We start from the raw sequence: 18,462 nt of genomic DNA on the forward strand, positions 1-18,462 counted from the left end.
TGGAAGACCCATCAATGGAGAATGTAGAATTGAGAATGGAGAATTATAGGAGCGAATTGACAAAGCCAATTCGATTAGGATGGCCTTCGGCCATAACAGGTAAGTCCTGTGAATAGTGAGAATCCGGTTGTAAAAAAAGTTTTCAGTTTGCTGTTCGTATCATACGCTGTTATCAGCATTTGTGTCAGTCAAAAAAAGAATTTGTTTTGTCCAAGCAGCTGCTTCGCAGCGGTACCAGCATTGGGGCGAATATTCGAGAGGCCCAGGAAGCGCAGAGCAAGAAGGATTTTTTATCTAAAATGGGCATTGCCTTGAAGGAAGCTTCTGAAACCTGTTATTGGCTGGAGTTGCTGATGGTAACGGATTATTTAACATCTGACGAGGGCAAGAGTCTATATTCTGACAGTGTTGAATTGAGAAAGATGCTGTCGTCCATTGTAAAATCAACCAAAGAAAAAATATAATCAAAATCGCCCAGCGATTTTGTTCCAATAATTCTCCATTCTCCATTCTCAATTCTCCATTGAGGGAGAACGGAGCGACGCAAGGAGTGACGTTGTGCCAAAGTTTAAGTATAAAGCAAAAAACATGAACTCAAAAATAGTAAATGGAATGGCGGACGCCATTGACGAGAGCACGCTGCGTAAGGCTTTGCGGGAAAAGGATGAATTTCTGCTTGAGTGCCGTGAAGTGGACGCTGAGAAGAAAGCTTACAAGATGAAAAACATGGAGCTTTCGGATTTTTCGAGGGAGATAGAAAACATGCTGGCCTCGGGGATTACGGTGATCCGCGCGCTTTCCATTATGATGGAGCGCAACATCAAGCCCAATGTGGCAAAGGTGTATAAAGCCCTTTACCGTGAGGTACAGCAGGGGATTACCCTGTCGGAGGCCATGGAAAACAGCCGGGGCTCCTTTCCCCAGCTTATCATCAACATGTTCCGGGCGGGCGAGTCCAGCGGCCAGATGGCCGAGACCGCGCACAAGATGGCGCTGTATTATGAGAAGGAGCACCGCCTCCACACCAAAATAAGAAACGCTATGATCTACCCGATCCTGCTCTTAGTGGCAACGGTCGTGGTGGTGATCGGGCTGTTTACCTTTATCCTGCCCCAGTTTTTTGATTTGTTTGAGGGCATGGATGCGGCACTGCCAGCGATTACGGTCATGGTCATCGGGATTTCCAATTTTATGACCGCCAACTGGTACTGGCTGCTTATTGCGGTGGCCCTGTGTATTGGGGCTTTCCGAGCGCTTCTCGGGACGCCGTCCTTCAGGCTGCGCTTTGACAAGATGAAGGTCCACCTGCCCTGGGCAGGGAAGCTTATTAAAATTATTTACACTGCGCGTTTTGCCAGGACGCTGAGCTCGCTGTATTCCAGCGGCCTTTCCATGATCAACGCCATGGAAATCAGCGCCAGCATTGTGGGCAATAAGTATATCGAGGGACAGTTTGGCCCGGCCACCCAGATGGTGCGCAGCGGGAGCACTCTGTCCGAGGCCATCGGCAGCATTGACGGTATGGATAAGAAGCTGGTATCCACCATCTTTATCGGTGAGGAAACCGGGAATCTTGACACCATGCTGGACTCCATTGCGGATTCCTACGATTATGACTCAGAAATGGCCATACAGCGAATGGTTACGATCATCGAGCCGGTAATGATTATTATCATGGCGGTGATCGTTGGGACGGTAATGCTGTCCGTTATGGTACCGATCGTCACACTTTATCAGAGTATCGGTTAGGGGGATAATAAGAGAGTATGCAGACAACCATCTATTTAGGCAGCGACGCCATTCAGATACTCCAGGGGGATGTGCGCAGCGGCAAGCTGACCATATCAAAGCACCTGACCGTGGAGATGGGACCGGGCGCCATGATCAACGGGGTCATCACCAACGAGGATATGCTTCTTGACGCCATTGACCAGGCCGACGAGGCAGGCGATATTGATTTTCACAGCACCAATCTGGTCATCAATTCCAGCCTAATCGTCAACAAAAATGTGGCTGTGCCCAAGATGACGCCAAAGGAGCTCACCGAGCTGTCCCACCATGAGTTTGAGGACGCCACCAATTTTGAGAATCTGATCATTGACTACAGCAGTATCCGAGGGAAACAGGGCACCAACATGCTTTGCTGTGCCGTGGAGCGGGAGGTGCTGGAAAGCTACATCCGCCTTTTCGAGACGGCAGGTATCAAGCTCAGACGCATCGACACTGCTCTGAACGCCACCATCAATTATGTGGAGGCCACAAGCGAATATAGCGGACAGACCTTTGCCATCAACATGCTGGACGGCAATAACCTTATGTACGCCCTTTTCGAAAATGGTGTGTATACATTTTCCAGCCAGGCCAGAATCATGGCAGAGCGTGGCACTGAGGCCTTTACCATTGAGATGGCCTCCAAGCTGTCCTCACTGGTGCAGTTTAACAAGAGCCAGAAATCCGAATACATTCTGGACAAGGCCTACTACGCTGGCCTGACCAGAGACGAGATCCGGCGGCTCCAGGCGTATGTGGACGACACCGAGGTATCCGTCTGCGCGGTGGAAAACACCGGGAATATCCAGGAAAATTTCAGCATTGACGATGATTTTCTCCTGTCCGATTATTTTTACCCAGCGTCCCTTTTCTTTGAGAAAAAGAACGATGTCAATCTGCTGACGAGCTACAAGACAGCGCTCAAGCCTAAACGCTCCTTTTCTATCAAAAACAAATGGGCCATTCCGCCTCTGGTGGTGGTGGCGGTCATGGTTATTGGATTTACGTTTTTTACCATCATGAATTACAATGTGGACAGGGCCCTTAAAAAAGCCAACAAATACATCAACGACCCTACCAACGTGTCCGAGTACAGCGAGGCCCAGCAGCTGGACAGCGCCCTGAAGATCATCCAGAGCCAGACCCGTATTCTGGATACCAACCGCAAGGCCATGGAATCTTATCCGGTGGTCAATAGCGATAAAGTCTACCAGGTGCTCAACCTGGGCAATAACATTACAGTGGGCGCCCTGAGCTATGACTGGACCACTGGCGGCGTGGGCATTACCGCCTCTGCGCCCAATGAGTTTGCGGCAGCGGCCTATGTCAGCGAGCTCAACCGTTCCGGCCTGTTCAGCAGCATTGAGTACCAGGGCTACAGCCTGAGCGAAGGCAGCACGTCCACAGTGACCAATGGCTCATCCACAAGCACATTGCCAAACGGCCAGACGGTGACAACCCCAAATACCGAAACCGTCAAAACACCGGACAGCTACGGCTTCTCCGTTGTGGCCTATCTGAAACCGGGGGTGGTGCAGCCATGAAAAAGCCAGAATTTAAAAAACCCAATATCAAGCTGAACATCAATTATGAGTTTACCAGGCGTGAAAAGGGCCTGCTCTATGTTTTAGGCATGGCCCTGCTCATCATGGCCGCCCTGTACCTGGTGTTTTTCCCGGGGATCAACAAATATCAGACCCTGTCCGAGGAACGGAGTGAGGCCGAGTTTAAAAAACAGGAAATGGAAATGGCCATTGCCAGCCTGCCAGCCAATAAGACCATCAAGGACGCAGCCGCTGCGGATCTTTCAGCTAAAAAAGAAGGCTACGAAAAGCGTATGACCAACGATGAGCTGGATAACCTCATTACCAACCTGGTGGTGAACGAAGGCTTTAAAGCCCAGGATCTCGCGATCACAGCCAATGAGATTGCCACAGTCGCCTCTTTTGGCAGTGACGCTGCCGAGTCTACCGAGTCCAGCGACACCACCACCGAGGCCCAGGAAATGAAAGACCTGGCCGAGATGCAGGGCAATACCACCACGGATAAAAACAGTACAACCACCACTGCCGAGCCCACCATCAACGGTATCTATATCGGGACCGTCACCATGACGATCCAGGGAAACATCGGCCAGTTCGAGAATCTGTTAGACACTGTCAATGCCCGTTCCGATATCCAGATTACCGCCTTTGATGTGAGCCCGGGAACCAGCAGTGCATCAAGCTCAGGCAGCAAAAATAAGGTTGCCAACCTGCGTGCGGGCACAAACACGGTCAGCGTGACCTTTAACGTGTATATGGTGGATAAAGGCGCTGCCGCGGCCAACACGGCTGAATAACAAGCTATTAATTGAGGATGGGCAACACCCTGTTCTCCTTTGATAAACCTTCCAAAATCCCGAAAAATACTGCGCCAGGTACTTTTCGGGATTTCGGGAGGGGATTTTAGGATTATTTTTGTTTTTTGATCAGAGCGCACCCGAGGGTGCTTTGTGATAAGGAAATGGAAAAGTCCGGGACGGAAGTGAAACGCTACGTCCCAGGAAGCGATGAGACGACTGGTGGAATTTACCGGTCCAGCACCACGGGCAGAACAGCCAAAAGCCCGGAAAGGAGCGTTGATGGATGAAAAAACAATGGAAGCTCGACAATAAGGGCATGACCCTGCTGGAAGTGATCGTGGCGTTTGCGATTTTTGCGATTGCGGCTACGATTTTGATTACCGGGTTTAACGGGGCACTGAAGGTGATGGGGAATAGTGAGTCTATAAAGAATGCGAGCCAGGAGAATACAGGGAAATTAAATGCGGTGGGTGCTTCGGCGCTTGAGGAATTTGAGGGGCTGAAAAATTCGGAGATTACGACGATTCCAGAAAATGGCAAGACGACGATATTAACCTTTTTTAAAAAATACGCAGTGCCTGGCACATTTTATATTGCGACTTCGACAGAAAAGGCAGATATGGATATGAAACTGTTTCAGCCAGATAATAGCGTGGACGCTCTAACTACGCCAACACTATCAGAAATACCCAAAAAAGAAGCAAAACCAGTGGAAGCGCCTACAGTGCCGGCTGAACAAAATGCCAATGTTGGTTATGGTGGATCAGTGCTCGACAGCAAAACAGGTAAATATTATGATAAATTGAAAAAAGATACATATATTGGCGTAATCACTTTAACACAGCCATTTACCGATGCAGATGCAGGTGGTGCTAATCAGATTCGTCAGCTCTATTTTACAAAAGATACGACTTCTATTGAGGTAAAAATGCCGGAGATACAAAAAAACCTGAAATTGGATTTGGATTTTCTTTATGTTAAAGGTAATATTATACAAGAAAACAATAGTAAGCTAATACTAACCAATATAAAAACAGTTAAGGACACTAATAAAAATAAAATTTTAATTTATTTTGCCAATGATGTTACTGTCGGGACAACGACAGGCATTGAAAAAGGATATTATCTGATTGATTTAGGTACGGCGGGGAAAGATCTTTTTAGCATGAAAAAAGAAGATTTTGATGTCTGCAATATCAAAAACATGTCCTATTTAGATCAAAATCAGATCGTGTATGATTATGTCACAAATTTATTTAAGGATAATAACTAGCCATGAAAGCAATAAATAACAAGCAGGGATCTGCATTGGTGTGGGTGTTGGTTATTTGCCTGATTTTTGGTCTTTTAGGAATCGCCATTGGTTGGGTTGCCCTGTCCATGAACCGGCGAAGTATAAAAAATGACAATCTTAATCAGAGCTATTTTACTGCACTGTCTACAGCTAATTCGGTTTTTAATAGCTTGAATGGATATGTTAGCGGCAATAATCAAAGTAAAAATTTTTATGATGATTTATATAAGAATCTTGTCTATGGAAATAAAGTGAGCGGGCAGAATTATTTTGTGAAATATGACAATGTTCTCGAAAAGGATGGTGGCTCTGTTCAGGAAAATACGGAGGGTATGGGAGAAGCGAATGTAGAAGCTGCCATGTCCAAAGGACATGCCATTATTACCTCTACCGCAACGGTAAACGACACAACAGAGACAGTTATTTTAGATGCTTACCGAAAGCCGGAAAGTATTATCTGGCCAGCGAAAGAATGGGCGACTACGTTGAAAGATGATGAACAGTTAAGCGGAGACAAAAACAGCAGAAAAATTTATGTGGGAAACAACAGCAGTATCGTGAACGATGAAACAAAAAAGAATGTAGCAGATAACACAATGGATGTGGCAGTCTATAAGTTGGAAGCAGAAAAAACACTTTCAGGTAAATTAACCATTAGCAGGGATATAGTGGGAAACGGCAACCTTGAAAAAAGAGCGGTTTTTATTTATTTAGAAAAAGGCGCAACTCTCAATATTTATGGAATGGATTATGAGCTTTTTAAAAATACTACGGCTCAAAATGTAACATCAACACAAAAGGATAAATGGTTTGAAAATGAGAAGGGCGAGTATACCACTGAAGCTTGGGAATATTATTATGGGCCAGATATTTTTATTTATATGGAGGATGAAGCTTCCGTTAATTTTATGAATCCTAATCGAAATGCAAATAGTAGCGAGATTGTGCCATTTCCCTTTTACATTACAGGTACAAGCAATACTGAAACAAAGCCAAAAGTAACGACAGAGAAGAATACAGATGTTAAAATTTATTGGATACAAGATGTCGAAATTTCAAAAAAAAATAATTCCGATGAATGGCTGACGGACAATGAAGGAAAAGTCTTTTCTAAAAATGAAAATAATGGTGTTCCGAGCCGTTTGCCCTTAAGTGGCTACAAGCAGGCTGGAAAACCTTATAATAATAATGCGACAAAGGTAGGGGAGACGCTTGCAGATAAAGGCGGTATTCTTCAAAACAGCTGGGAAATATACCAGTACGAAAGGAAGAAAATCGAATGAAAATTTTAAAACTGTCAGGAAAGGCAAAAAGGAATCAGAACGGCTTTACGCTCATCGAGCTAATCGTGACGCTGGCTATTTTTTCCATTATACTGGCAGTGGCCGGAAATTATTTGTATTTTGGAAACAATCTTTTTGCTCAAACTGAAGTTAAAAATACCCAAAAATATATTGGTGACAGTGTTTTTGAATATGTACAGAGACGTCTTACTTACGCTACACATGTGGAGATCATGAATCCAGATAAAACGAAAGATAAAGATCCTCAGTATGATAAGCTTTTTAGGCTAAGCGATAGCGGACAGCTTATGATTGGAACGTTTGAAAAAGAAGAAGAAAAGAAGAAAACTTACGCTTACACCAATGTTTTTGGTTCAGCATTTTATGATAGTGGCTATCAGGTAGATTATCAGGTAAAAGTGTTGGATACAACCCATTTAGAATTAACAGTCAATGTACTGGACAAGGGAAACACCAGTCCGGTTTATAGCACCAGCGAGGTGTTAAAAACCATTAATTTAAAGGCCAATACACGGGATAGCGGGAGCATTTTAGTGACAGGCGGCGAACGCAATGTTATTTATACGAACCCGGTGATTTCATACAACGAAGAAAAAACAGCCACCACCACCTATGATCCACTCGCGTTGAAAGATCAGATGTTGGATACTTACAGTAGAATCATAAAGGGTGAGGCCCTTAAAGACGGTGAAGCGATAACGGGCTTAATTAATAATCAATTTGCTTCAAATGATTTCATTTCAGCTTACGTTACACAATTTTACTATAAAGGACAGCCTTATCTGGGAAGCTGGAGTAAAGATATTGTTTATGCATACTGGCCGGATTTCCCGGGATTCGATCAAAATACCATCGATAATGTTGACAAAAAAGTAATGGAACTTACAGAGTATAAGGGGACAGCAGATGACAAAAAAAGTGATAATCAAACCTTGACGAATTATCTGACAAATTATAAAGGCACGATGAAAATGCGGGCATATCTTATATCGGAATCCAATACAAAAAAAGTCTCATGCTTTGTATATGTTTCGAATTCACAGGGGCAACAGTGGGCAACCCGATTGATTTACTGCGATGTACCAGGAGAAAGCGGATGGTATTATCTTGCTTATAGAGAGGGTAAAAGAACAAACGGGAGAATTACAGATAATATTACTATAGACAATAAAGTTTGGCGAAAAGAGGATGGTGTATCTAGCAGTAAAACCCCCGTTTATGATGAAATAACAAACAAAGCCAGCACGCAGGAAGGGACATGGGTAAAAGTGGAATGAAAAAGCGTTGTTTGAGGTTTTTTAAAAAAAATTACTTTCAAACTGAAAAGGGCTTTACCATGATCGAGCTCATTGTCACGATTACTGTACTGGCCGTTATCGCGGCTTTTACCATTCCATCACTTCTGGGATTTGTCGATGATGCTAAGGCCAAGGATTGCCGGTCGAAAACAAATGATATTAAGCGATCTTATACGGATTTAGTGGTTGACAAAGGTGTAGAGGTACCTACAAAGTATCGGAGCTTTTCGATTGTTGATAAAATTGTTATTGATAAATACGGCGGAGAAACCCAAGTGCTTGATACAGAAGATGAAACAGGAAGTAAAGTGGAAAAAGTTTATAAAGGTATTTGTCCGAGCGGGGGGATTTATCTTATTCAGTTCGTAGATACCGAAGAAAGTAAAGGTACGGAAGTTGAGATGCATATTCTATGCTCTTGTGAAGGACATACAAGTGACAAGGCTGGGGTAACGCATATTGCGATACGTACTCTTGAGAATGATATAAAAAGTGATAATTCCTTTATAGTAAGCTATTTTAATGCACATCCAACGAGTACATTGGACTCTACAGGTAAGAATTTTGCGCCAGATGTACAAAAAATATTGGAATTTTTAGGCGTTGATACAAAGACAACATGTAGTTGGCGTATTGAAAAAATTGGTGAAGACTATAATATTTATTGGACAGAAACTTTTATTGATGATTTACCAGAGGGAAGTGAAATATATGTAACAAAATACAATGTTTCAACAGGTAAGTTTTATCATGCCAAGACAGAAGTTGGAGTACATTCTGATGGTGAAAAGGATATTAAACATATCGAAACAAATGCCAATTGGATAGAGGATAAATAATTTGAGAAAGATGAAAAAATATAATAATTCTAGCGGCTTCACCCTCATAGAACTCATCATCGTCCTCGTGATCCTCGCGATTCTGGCCGCTTTTACAATTCCCGCCATGTTGGGCTTTGTCGGTAATTCAAAAGAAAAGCTGTGTGAATCGGCAAGGAGTGACTGTCTGCGTTACTATCAGGCGCAGGCCACAGAAAAACTGCCGGCAACCAGAGAAGAAGCGATTCCCATATTAGCAAAGGCAATTCAGAATAGCTATGGTGATGCGACGGTAGAAAATAATATCGCAAAGGGGGTTTGTCCAGCAGGTGGTGAGTATAATCTGGCAGAATGTAGATTTGAATTTGAAAATGGATATTATCGTTTGAAAGAAGTCCCATGTAGTGTGCACCATGATAAAGATTCATCACGGCCGAATTTAGACGCATCAAAAAGTTTGGCAGAAAAACTATTAGATTTATTTAAATCAAGTCAGCAGTCAGATTTTATTAAAGAGTTTTTCAAAGAAAATAATAACAGCTTAAAACCTGTAGATGAGATTGACCTGAAAAATATTTTTGGTGAGGATTGGAATTCAACGATTAACGGAAAACCAGAATCCCTATATTGGCGTCCATTGACTATGGAGGTAAATGGTGAAAAAACTTATATCATGTATGCTAATACAACGAATACACAAGATCATGCGCAGTGGAAAGGATATGTTGTTGAAATAAATGGTGTGTATTACAGAACAACAAAAAAAAATAACTATAACGGAATGCTCGATCAATCCGACAGTCTGTCTAACAAAACCAGCTTTCAAAATAGCGAGGAACTGGAAAAATGGATAATAGACCACCATTTTGAAAAAGTAATCTGAGAAATTTTTAAATATATCTCCCGAAAACCCGAAAACTCTCTCTCCAGGACTTTTCAGGATTTCGGGAGTTTTTACTTGTTTAATAAAAAGTATCTGTTCGGACGAAATCAAAATTAAATAAGATTATCCTCAAACATCAAAAGACGACCGGTAAATTTTACCGGTCGTCTTTTTTATGCTTCTCCCTCAAATTCCTCATCCATTTGCCTAAGCCATTTAAAATGCTTGTTCAGCTTCATCTGGTCCTTTGGCGGGAAGGGGCGGCCTTCCTTTGTATAAATACGGTATTTATACAAAAGCTCCAGGCAGTCGTCCAGCTGGTTGGGCACATTTTCGGAGATATGCTGGAAGGCAGGGTGGCTGGCGCCCTTTTCGATCATTTCGGCTTCCATGCTTTTTTCGAGACGGCTGAGCTCCTGGCTGTAGCTGGTTTCAATGCTCTCCTCAATCAGGGTGTACAGCAGCTTTTCATTTTTATCGGCATTGGGGTCTGGGGCTTCTTTGCGCAGCTGGCGGATGGCTTTGTCGGCCAGCAGGCGGGCGTACTCGAAAAAGCTCTGGGATTCCAGCAGGATATTGAGGGCGGCGTTATCGGTATGGGTTTTATTAAAATGCTCTACGATGTTGTCGCAGGCGGCAGGGCTCAGGTCCAGGAAATCCAGAACAGTGGGGTCTGGTGGCAGGGGGGACTGGGTATAGCCCAGCATATACTCAAAGCTGACGTCAAACTCGTTGTAGAGGGTATCCATGACACGCAGGTCGGGCAGGCGCTCGCCGCTTTCGTAATAGCTGAGGCTGGCCGGGGCGATACCGAGGCGGGCAGCCATCTGAGCCTGGGTAAGTTTATGGGATTTCCGGAGCTCCCGGAGGCGGGCTGGAAAATAGGAAAGGTTGATGTCGGACATTCTGGGCCTCGTTTCTTAAATAATGCTTAAATTTTATAAAATACTGATTATTTTAAAGGAGTTTGGATAATAAAATGGAATAATCACTATAGTGAATAAATTATATAATATTCACTATAGTGATTATATCAGGAATAAGATGAATTGGCAAGTAGTTTTCAAAAATTTAAGAAAGCATGGGGTAATGAGGATGTCAACAATCACGAATTTAATGGTTCAGGGGAATGGCAGCATGATTGGGGAGAAATCGCCCAACGCGTTGAGACTGGAGGCCGAAGCGCGTGAAAAGCGCCGTCTGGATGAAATTGCGAAATACGCGCCGCTCAAACGTATTGAGCTGGTGCAGGATCGGCTGCCGGATTTTCCGCTGGACTGCCTGACGGATGATTTTAGACGCTTTGCCAAAGACCTGGCAGCCTGTAAGCAGGCACCAGTGGACGCAGTGGGGGTATCGCTGCTTTCGATGATCTCTCTGGCGGAGGGGGGCCGTTTTAAGGTAAATCCAGGAAAAGCAGCGGTGTACCAGAAGGGGGTTAACCTGTTTACCATGACGGTGATGGAATCGGGTACGGGCAAGTCGGAGATCATGAATGTGCTTAAAAAGCCGGTGGAGGATTTTGTCCATGATTTTAATGAGAAGTATAAGGGGAAAATCGACATGGACGCGAACTGGCAGAATGTTTTGAGGGATCGTGTGGAAAAGACGAAAAAACAGTGTGTGAGTGGCAAGGCCGAGTATTCGGATCTGGAGAAGGTACAGAAGGAATTTTCGGCCTTTAAGCCTGTAAAAAATCTGCGCTGCATGACGGACAATGTAACGTCGGAGGCCCTTGAGAACCTGTTGGCTGAGAACAATGGGGTTATGTCGGTGGTATCGACGGAGGGCGGCGTCATTGATATTATGGGGGGACGTTACAGCAAGGACGGCAGTTCAAATATTGATGTTTATCTGCATGGATACAGTAATGAGTCGTTGGACAAAGACCGCGCGGGACAGGGTCATATTCATGTCGATCATCTCTATCTGACGGTAAATTTTTCTATTCAGCCTACGGTGCTTAAAGATTTTATGCGCAGGGATTTTATTGAAAAGGGGATGACTTCGCGCTTTATCTATTCAATCCCAAAGGAGTTGGACGAGCGCTGTCTTGGGGATTCACCGGATATTGAACCGCTGGTCCTGGCGAATTATGAAAATAAGATCAGAGATATTATGTCCATTAAACGCAATGGGCATGAGCTTTACGAGCTGTGTTTTTCAAAAGAGGCCGAACGGTTGATGGTTGCTTATAATGACCAGAACATTCAAAAACGTATTAAGGAGGATCTGGCCTGCATCAAGCGGGTGGCGCGGCGCGTGATCGGCCAGACCATCCGCCTGGCGGGAATTTTACACCTCATGGAGCATGGCGGCGGTGCGGTGGAAAAGCGTGAGATTTCGGCTGGGACAGTGAAAAAGGCGATCCGCCTGACCAATTATTTTCTGGAGCATACTAAGGCGGCGCACAAAACCGTGGAGGACAGTGAGGAAGTGCAGAGTCTGAAATATGTGTGGGAAAAATGCTGCGCGCTTAAAAAAATGGTGGTGCCGCACGATGTGCTGCGTGAGAGCTGCCGTGGCCGTCTGCGCACCAACGAGGAGCAAAGGCCATATATCTGCGGGCTCATAGAGAGGGGTTATCTGAGGGTACTGCCAGAGGAAGAAGCAACGGCTGGAAAGAGTGGAAGGCCCAGGGCAGTGCGCTACGGCATCAATCCGCTTTTACAGGATGAGGTGTTGGATAAAGATGCTTCGCTTGTCACAGAACTGCATCCCGAAATCCCGAAAACAGCAGCGCTGGAGACGACCGCGGAGGTATCTTAAAGTTAAACCAGATGTTTATTTTTCAGGGGGTTAAGGTTTGTAAAGGAGAAGCAGTTGTGATAAAATATAATAGAATATTATAGAAGGTATTGGACAGATAAAAGGGGGTTGCTTTAATGGAGGATCAGAAAAAAGTCAAGCGAACAGGCAAGCGTATTGTCCTGGATATTTTGTTTGCCGCTCTGATTGTTTTTCTGATTGCGGCCTCCTTTTTTGAGTTTTCCCAAAGAGTACGGAACTCGGTCCACAGCAATGCGGAGCAGACTCTGCACGATATGAATCACGAGAGCGCTCTGCTTTTAGAGACGCAGATTAAGCGGGATTTTGAGTTTCTTCACAGCCTGGCGGCCATCATGGTGGAGGATGACTCCATTGACAATAAAGATATGATTACCCGCAACCTCAGACTGGGCTGTGAGAATTATTCCTTTGACCGCATGACCTATATCCAGCCGGACGGCATGGCCTACACCTCCACAGGGGCAGAGCAGGACCTCAGCGGCCGCGAGTATTATAAAAAAGCCTTGGAGGGTCAGGATGCGGTGTCAGGTATTATCGTTTCTGCTCATACGGGCAAAGAGGGCTTTGCGGTGGCGGTGCCGGTTTACAGGGAGGGGGCGCTGGCCGGCGTGCTCTCAGGCTCTTACCTGACTGAAACCTTCAACAATGTGGTAAACATGGAGGTGTACGGAGGAGAGAGCCTGACCTATGTGGTGGAGACAGATGGCAGTTATGTTCTCCTGCCCAGGAACGGTAATATCGAGATTTCAAAATGGCTGGCGAATGGTGATTCTAAGGAGGAGGTCAGCAGGAAAATGCACAGCGGCGAGTCAGGCTATGCCTCCTTCAAAGATGGTGATGAAACCTGGCACTTCTGCTATGTGCCCACAACCATTAATAACTGGTATGTGGTGACGATGGTGCCAGACCGGGTGATTATGGGCCAGGCGGAGTACATCAGCCAGATGGCGCTGCTGCTCTGTGTGAAAATCGGCCTGGCGCTGTTGGCAGTGGGTGTGTACGTTGGCCTGAGCTATCGAAGAAATGAGCGCAAGGAAAAAGAGCGGCAGGAGCTGTCCAGAATGGACAATGAGCGCTACCGCGTGCTGCTCGAAAATATGGACGCCCTGTTCTTTGAATGGGATCTGACGGACAATACCCTGGTCTGCTCCCAGGGCTGGCAGGAGCGGATGGGCTATACACCAACTCTTGCGGAAGTGGAATCCGGCGGTATTGTGGATGTCAATGAAGCCCTGTCCTTTGCGGGTTTTCTGGAGAGTGTGCGCGGCGGCCTGAGCCACGGCGAGGAGGAATACCGGATGCGGCACCTGGACAACAGTATTTTCTGGTGCCGTGTGCGCCTGACGGGGATCAGAGACCAGCAGGGCAATGTGCGCCGGATCATGGGGCTCATTGAGGATATTGACACCCAGAAAAAGCGCGAGGTCCAGCTCATGAACCAGGCCAGCCGGGACTCGCTGACCAATCTCTACAACAAAAAAGCCACTGAGGAACAGATTACCTTTATTCTGAAAAATGAGCGGCGCGAAACCTGTTGTCATGGCTTTTTCCTTTTGGATATTGATGATTTCAAGGGCATTAACGATACCTATGGCCACGGGGTGGGCGACCAGGTACTCCGGGATATTGCGGACTGCCTGCTGCGCCTGTTCAGGACCTCGGATATAGTGGGCCGCATCGGTGGTGATGAGTTTGCCGTTTTTCTGAGAAATACCAACACCCGTGAGGATATACTGAAGCGGGCCCGGGAGCTGATCGCGGATTTTCGCCGGATTCCTGTGACCGAGGGGCAGTATGTGAGCTGCAGCCTGGGCGTGGTGGTTGCTGAGAACAGCGAAAAGGATTTTGAGAGCCTGTACAGCCACGCGGACGACGCCATGTACGAGGCCAAGCGCAAAGGCAAAAATCAATACGCGGTCTACGGAGAATAAAGAAGCATGACAGAAAATGAGAAGCCGGCGCTGCCGGTTCTTTTTTTCGGGATTTCGGGAGGCCCGGAGTGGAAAATTTTGAAAAGAATTGGATTTGAACGGACTAAAGTGCTACAATAGAGAATGAAACACACACCCATTGAAAAACGGATAAACCGATGTGTGATAAAGGAGAGACTTATGCAGTTTGAACGGAAACTCCAGCTCGCGACCGACTTGTATCAGATGAGTATGGGCAACGTTTATGTAGAGGACGGCAAACAGGACGAAATGGCTGTCTTTGACGTTTTTATCAGAAACAACCCCTTTAGCGGCGGCTATACCGTGGCGGCCGGGCTGGAACAGGTCATCGAGTATATAGAGGGGCTGGCCTTTGAAGAAGAGGATGTACGGCTTCTCAAAAAGAACCACCCGGAATTTTCAGATAAATTTATCAGCTATCTGCGCAATTTTAAATTTACCGGAGAGCTTTACGCCCTGCCGGAGGGCACAATTTTTTTCCCCTTTGAGCCCATTATCCGGGTCAAGGCGCCGCTGGTACAGGCTCAGCTGGTCGAGACCACCATCCTGAGCATCATCAACCACCAGACGCTGATCGCCACCAAGGCCTCCCGCATTGTGGAGGAAGCCCGGGGCGGCGCGGTCATGGAATTTGGCCTGCGGCGTGCCCATGGCACTGAGGCAGGCTATTTCGGCGCCCGCGCCGCAGTCATCGGCGGATGTGTGGGCACCTCGGTAGTCGAAACTGAAGCCATGCTGGACCGGCCCTCCATGGGAACCATGTCCCACAGCTTTATCCTCAGCTATGACACGGAGCTGGAGGCTTTTGAGAAGTTTGTCAAATACAATCCCCAGAACGCTACGCTGCTGGTCGATACCTACAACACCCTGGAGCAGGGGGTGCCCAACGCCATTAAGGTCTTTAAAAAAGCGCTGGCAGAGGGCGGTATTACCGGAAAATACGGCATCCGCATTGATTCCGGCGACCTGGCTTACCTGACCGCAGAAGCCCGAAAGCTGCTGGATGCGGCGGGCCTTCAGGACGCGGCCATCTGCGCGTCCTCAGACCTCGACGAGTACCTGATCAAGGACCTGAAGCTCCAGGGCGCCAAAATTGACTCCTGGGGCATTGGCACCAAGCTCATCACCGCCTATGATTGCCCGGCCCTCGGGGGGGTCTATAAACTGGCGGAAATCGACGGCAAGCCCAAGCTCAAGGTGTCCAACGATCCCTGGAAAATCACCAATCCGGGCTATAAGAAAATTTACCGGATCTACGGCAAGAGCAACAACATGGCTCTGGCTGACCTGATGACCCTGGATTCCGAAACCATTGACGAAAGCCAGCCGCTTACCATCTTCCATCCCATGCACACCTGGAAAAAGCGCACCATTACGGATTATTATGTGAAAGAGCTGCTGGTGCCGGTGTTTGTGGACGGAAAATGCGTGTATGAGAAGCCCGCCATCCGCGAAATTCACGGCCGGCTCGTGCAGGAAAAACAAACCCTGTGGCCAGCCTTCAAGCGTATGGTAAACCCCCACGTATACCATGTGGACCTCTCCCAGCCGCTCTGGGATATGAAGCAGCAGCTGCTGAGCGAGGCAGAATAATAATATAGCAGGTTGATCTTATGAAAACAGAACTTTTTAAAACAGACAGCCCCCTGCTCGGGGTCGTCCATTTGACCAAGGCCGGTGAACTGATTGCCAGGGGAGAGACCGTGGTTTTTCCCACAGAGACGGTGTACGGCCTGGGAGCCAACGCTCTGGATGAAAGCGCCGTAAAAAAAATATTTGAAGCCAAGGGACGCCCGGCGGATAACCCGCTCATTGTGCACATCGCTGACCGGGACGACCTTGAAAAGCTGGTGACCGAGGTGCCTGAAAAGGCCGAGAAGCTCATGGACGCCTTCTGGCCCGGGCCTTTGACACTGATCATGCACAAGAGCAGCGGGGTGCCGGAGGTTGTGACCGCGGGGCTTGATACCGTGGCGGTGCGCTTTCCCTCCAACCTCATCGCCCTGGGGCTCATCAAGTCCGCCGGGGTTCCCATCGCGGCGCCCAGCGCTAATATCTCGGGACGGCCAAGCCCTACAAAAAGCGAGCATGTGATCGAGGATATGATGGGCCGTGTTTCGGCCATCATTGTGTCTGAGGATACAGATGTCGGGCTGGAATCCACGGTGGTGGACACCACCACCGAGCCGCCGACTGTGCTGCGCCCGGGCGGGGTGACCGTGGCGGAGCTGGAGGCTGTCATCGGCAGGGTGCAGGTGTCCCCCAACGCCATCGAAAACGTGATCCCGGAAAAGGCCAAATCTCCGGGCATGAAGTATACCCACTATTCCCCGAAGGGCGATCTGGTCATTGTGAAGGGCACAGACGCCGAGAAGGTTGAGAAAATCAACCGCCATATCAAGAAGCACGAGGAAATGCAAATCGGCATTCTGGCAACTGACGAGACCATGGGCAACTACCATTCGGGGATCATCATCTCCCTGGGCAGCCGGGAGAACCCGGAGGAAATGAGCCATAATCTTTTCGCGCGACTCCGCACCTTTGACGATCTGGGCATTGAGAAGATCTACGCCGAGGACATCGAGGTCGGCAACGACACTCTGGCTCTGGCCAACCGGCTGTATAAGGCCGGAGGTTACCATTTTATATAGTGAAGAATTAAAATCAACCCGTATCGCCGCGATACGGGTTGATTTTATGATGCGAAAATATCGTCCATCGCAAGCTCCAGTCCCTCAAAGAGCGGTGTCGTCAGCGCTTCGCCGCGGATGTAGATGTCGGCCTCGCTGATTTCAAAGCGGTGGACGGTGATGGTCTGGGATTTGGGATCGACAATCCAGTATTCCTTCACGCCGGCCATCTGGTACTTGTTGAGCTTGGTAAAGAGGTCATAGCTTCTGGTGGCTGGGCTGAGCACCTCGATGGCAACGGCGGGCGGGCCTTCATAGCGCTGCTCGCTGAATTTGTCAGGGTCGCAGAGAATGCTGATATCTGGGATGAAAATATCGTTTTTCAGCTTGATCTCAGCCTCGGAAAAAACTTTGCAGGTTTTTCCTTTAAAATAAGGGCCAAGCCCGATGATCAGATTAGTGATGAGCAGCTGGTGTATCAATGTGGCTTTAGGTGGCATCATGACCATTCCGTCCACAAATTCGTAACCTTCTTGCTCGTCTCTTGGCAGCTTATCAAATTCGGTCAGTGTCATATTTTCAAATTTTGTATCTTTTTTCTGTAACAAGCCCATAAGATTGCCCCCTTTTTCTTAATCATACTTGCCGGACGATAAAATGTCAAGGAAAGCCATTGTGATTAAGAATAATACTTTTACAAAGTTTCTTGATGTTTACTATCGTTAAAATTGGGAAAGTATGTTATAATAAACAAAAACAAATCGGAGGGAACTCAAATGAAATTAGCGATTGGATCGGATCACGGTGGGTTTGAACTGAAACAGGTTGTCATGGAATTGCTCCGTGAAGAAGGCGTTGACTATACCGATATGGGGCCTGAAACAGCGGAATCAGTGGATTATCCCGTATATGGGCAGAAGGTTGCTGAGGCGGTGGCGAGCGGCGAATACGACCGCGGTATTGCCATCTGCGGTACCGGCGTGGGCATCTCCATCGCTGTGAACAAGGTTCCCGGCATCCGCGGTTCACTCTGTACCAACGAATACATGGCTGAGATGACAAGACGCCACAATGACTCCAATGTGCTGGTGCTGGGCGGGCGCGTCCTGGGAGACGACCTGGCAAAGAACATTGTCAAGACCTGGCTGCGCACTGAGTTTGAGGGCGGCCGCCACCAGCGCCGGATCGACATGATTGGCGACATTGAAAAAAAATACGATAAATAAGACGATAAGGCCTTCTAAAACCCCTTTTCAGGATTTTGGGAGGCTTTTTCTATGCTTGGGAATCAGAATTTCTAATGGAAAACCAACGGTGTTTATGTTATAATCTGATATTAAGTATACCATTTATAAAGCACTAAATACTGCTGTAAAGAG

The 18,462-nt window shown here is 47.0% G+C and carries 15 protein-coding genes and 1 pseudogene; 14 read left to right on the forward strand and 2 right to left on the reverse strand.

The features are described 5' to 3' along the window. Positions 1-143 precede the first annotated feature (143 nt). The 9 genes and pseudogenes from BUC22_RS19315 to BUC22_RS19355 all read left to right on the forward strand — a co-directional run. A pseudogene (locus tag BUC22_RS19315) lies at positions 144-464 on the forward strand (four helix bundle protein); the annotation flags it as partial. Positions 465-558: 94 nt separating this feature from the next. Further along, a complete protein-coding gene (locus BUC22_RS19320) occupies positions 559-1,749 on the forward strand; it encodes a type II secretion system F family protein (RefSeq protein ID WP_013382389.1) in 1,191 nt (396 codons plus the stop codon). Positions 1,750-1,766: 17 nt separating this feature from the next. Continuing rightward, entirely contained in the window at positions 1,767-3,314 is a 1,548-nt protein-coding gene (locus BUC22_RS19325) for a type IV pilus biogenesis protein PilM (RefSeq protein WP_013382388.1), read from the forward strand. Then, positions 3,311-4,111 carry a hypothetical protein gene (locus tag BUC22_RS19330; RefSeq protein WP_013382387.1) on the forward strand — a complete coding sequence of 267 codons (801 nt, stop codon included), beginning with the start codon at positions 3,311-3,313 and terminating at the stop codon, positions 4,109-4,111. Before BUC22_RS19325 ends, BUC22_RS19330 begins: the two co-directional genes overlap by 4 nt. A gap of 286 nt (positions 4,112-4,397) precedes the next feature. After that, entirely contained in the window at positions 4,398-5,387 is a 990-nt protein-coding gene (locus BUC22_RS19335) for a prepilin-type N-terminal cleavage/methylation domain-containing protein (RefSeq protein WP_013382385.1), read from the forward strand. Between the two features lie 2 nt (positions 5,388-5,389). Then, the gene (locus tag BUC22_RS19340) at positions 5,390-6,691 is read left to right on the forward strand and encodes a hypothetical protein (protein ID WP_013382384.1); all 1,302 of its coding nucleotides are present in this window, start codon (positions 5,390-5,392) and stop codon (positions 6,689-6,691) included. Continuing rightward, the gene (locus tag BUC22_RS19345; RefSeq protein ID WP_013382383.1) at positions 6,688-7,989 is read left to right on the forward strand and encodes a type II secretion system protein; all 1,302 of its coding nucleotides are present in this window, start codon (positions 6,688-6,690) and stop codon (positions 7,987-7,989) included. The genes BUC22_RS19340 and BUC22_RS19345 overlap by 4 nt, the downstream gene beginning before the upstream one ends. Then, positions 7,971-8,849, forward strand: a complete 879-nt coding sequence (locus BUC22_RS19350; RefSeq protein ID WP_013382382.1) for a type II secretion system protein — start codon at positions 7,971-7,973, stop codon at positions 8,847-8,849. Before BUC22_RS19345 ends, BUC22_RS19350 begins: the two co-directional genes overlap by 19 nt. Before the next feature lie 10 nt (positions 8,850-8,859). Then, positions 8,860-9,711 (forward strand): type IV pilin protein, encoded by an 852-nt coding sequence (locus BUC22_RS19355; protein ID WP_227162892.1) that lies wholly within the window; start codon positions 8,860-8,862, stop codon positions 9,709-9,711. A gap of 173 nt (positions 9,712-9,884) precedes the next feature. Here BUC22_RS19355 and BUC22_RS19360 read toward each other — a convergent pair whose 3' ends face one another. After that, positions 9,885-10,616, reverse strand: coding sequence for a helix-turn-helix domain-containing protein (locus BUC22_RS19360; RefSeq protein ID WP_013382380.1), 732 nt, complete (start codon positions 10,614-10,616; stop codon positions 9,885-9,887). A gap of 190 nt (positions 10,617-10,806) precedes the next feature. On the opposite strand from BUC22_RS19360, the gene BUC22_RS19365 reads away from it, so the two are divergent. The 4 genes from BUC22_RS19365 to BUC22_RS19380 all read left to right on the forward strand — a co-directional run bounded on the left by BUC22_RS19365 (position 10,807) and on the right by BUC22_RS19380 (position 17,104). After that, positions 10,807-12,480 carry a YfjI family protein gene (locus tag BUC22_RS19365; protein ID WP_158308601.1) on the forward strand — a complete coding sequence of 558 codons (1,674 nt, stop codon included), beginning with the start codon at positions 10,807-10,809 and terminating at the stop codon, positions 12,478-12,480. A gap of 116 nt (positions 12,481-12,596) precedes the next feature. After that, the gene (locus BUC22_RS19370; RefSeq protein WP_013382378.1) at positions 12,597-14,432 is read left to right on the forward strand and encodes a sensor domain-containing diguanylate cyclase; all 1,836 of its coding nucleotides are present in this window, start codon (positions 12,597-12,599) and stop codon (positions 14,430-14,432) included. A gap of 180 nt (positions 14,433-14,612) precedes the next feature. Further along, positions 14,613-16,046, forward strand: coding sequence for a nicotinate phosphoribosyltransferase (locus tag BUC22_RS19375; protein WP_013382376.1), 1,434 nt, complete (start codon positions 14,613-14,615; stop codon positions 16,044-16,046). A gap of 20 nt (positions 16,047-16,066) precedes the next feature. Continuing rightward, on the forward strand, positions 16,067-17,104 hold the full coding sequence (locus tag BUC22_RS19380) for an L-threonylcarbamoyladenylate synthase (RefSeq protein ID WP_013382375.1): 1,038 nt from the start codon (positions 16,067-16,069) through the stop codon (positions 17,102-17,104). Positions 17,105-17,148: 44 nt separating this feature from the next. Here BUC22_RS19380 and BUC22_RS19385 read toward each other — a convergent pair whose 3' ends face one another. Further along, positions 17,149-17,697 carry a Uma2 family endonuclease gene (locus BUC22_RS19385; RefSeq protein ID WP_013382374.1) on the reverse strand — a complete coding sequence of 183 codons (549 nt, stop codon included), beginning with the start codon at positions 17,695-17,697 and terminating at the stop codon, positions 17,149-17,151. A gap of 162 nt (positions 17,698-17,859) precedes the next feature. Here BUC22_RS19385 and rpiB point away from each other — a divergent pair, with 162 nt between their 5' ends. Beyond that, on the forward strand, positions 17,860-18,309 hold the full coding sequence (gene rpiB, locus BUC22_RS19390; protein ID WP_013382373.1) for a ribose 5-phosphate isomerase B: 450 nt from the start codon (positions 17,860-17,862) through the stop codon (positions 18,307-18,309). Positions 18,310-18,462: the final 153 nt, after the last annotated feature.

The sequence above is a fragment of the Eubacterium callanderi genome, assembly GCF_900142645.1.
Taxonomy (GTDB): domain Bacteria; phylum Bacillota; class Clostridia; order Eubacteriales; family Eubacteriaceae; genus Eubacterium; species Eubacterium callanderi.

Excerpts from the sequence above, each read along its gene's own strand:
- BUC22_RS19325 (WP_013382388.1), top strand. The coding sequence starts at position 1,767 with ATGCAGACAACCATCTATTTAGGCAGCGACGCCATTCAGATACTCCAG.
- BUC22_RS19330 (WP_013382387.1), top strand. The coding sequence starts at position 3,311 with ATGAAAAAGCCAGAATTTAAAAAACCCAATATCAAGCTGAACATCAAT.
- BUC22_RS19335 (WP_013382385.1), top strand. The coding sequence starts at position 4,398 with ATGAAAAAACAATGGAAGCTCGACAATAAGGGCATGACCCTGCTGGAA.
- BUC22_RS19340 (WP_013382384.1), top strand. The coding sequence starts at position 5,390 with ATGAAAGCAATAAATAACAAGCAGGGATCTGCATTGGTGTGGGTGTTG.
- BUC22_RS19345 (WP_013382383.1), top strand. The coding sequence starts at position 6,688 with ATGAAAATTTTAAAACTGTCAGGAAAGGCAAAAAGGAATCAGAACGGC.
- BUC22_RS19350 (WP_013382382.1), top strand. The coding sequence starts at position 7,971 with ATGGGTAAAAGTGGAATGAAAAAGCGTTGTTTGAGGTTTTTTAAAAAA.
- BUC22_RS19355 (WP_227162892.1), top strand. The coding sequence starts at position 8,860 with ATGAAAAAATATAATAATTCTAGCGGCTTCACCCTCATAGAACTCATC.
- BUC22_RS19360 (WP_013382380.1), bottom strand. The coding sequence starts at position 10,616 with ATGTCCGACATCAACCTTTCCTATTTTCCAGCCCGCCTCCGGGAGCTC.
- BUC22_RS19365 (WP_158308601.1), top strand. The coding sequence starts at position 10,807 with ATGTCAACAATCACGAATTTAATGGTTCAGGGGAATGGCAGCATGATT.
- BUC22_RS19370 (WP_013382378.1), top strand. The coding sequence starts at position 12,597 with ATGGAGGATCAGAAAAAAGTCAAGCGAACAGGCAAGCGTATTGTCCTG.
- BUC22_RS19375 (WP_013382376.1), top strand. The coding sequence starts at position 14,613 with ATGCAGTTTGAACGGAAACTCCAGCTCGCGACCGACTTGTATCAGATG.
- BUC22_RS19380 (WP_013382375.1), top strand. The coding sequence starts at position 16,067 with ATGAAAACAGAACTTTTTAAAACAGACAGCCCCCTGCTCGGGGTCGTC.
- BUC22_RS19385 (WP_013382374.1), bottom strand. The coding sequence starts at position 17,697 with ATGGGCTTGTTACAGAAAAAAGATACAAAATTTGAAAATATGACACTG.
- rpiB (WP_013382373.1), top strand. The coding sequence starts at position 17,860 with ATGAAATTAGCGATTGGATCGGATCACGGTGGGTTTGAACTGAAACAG.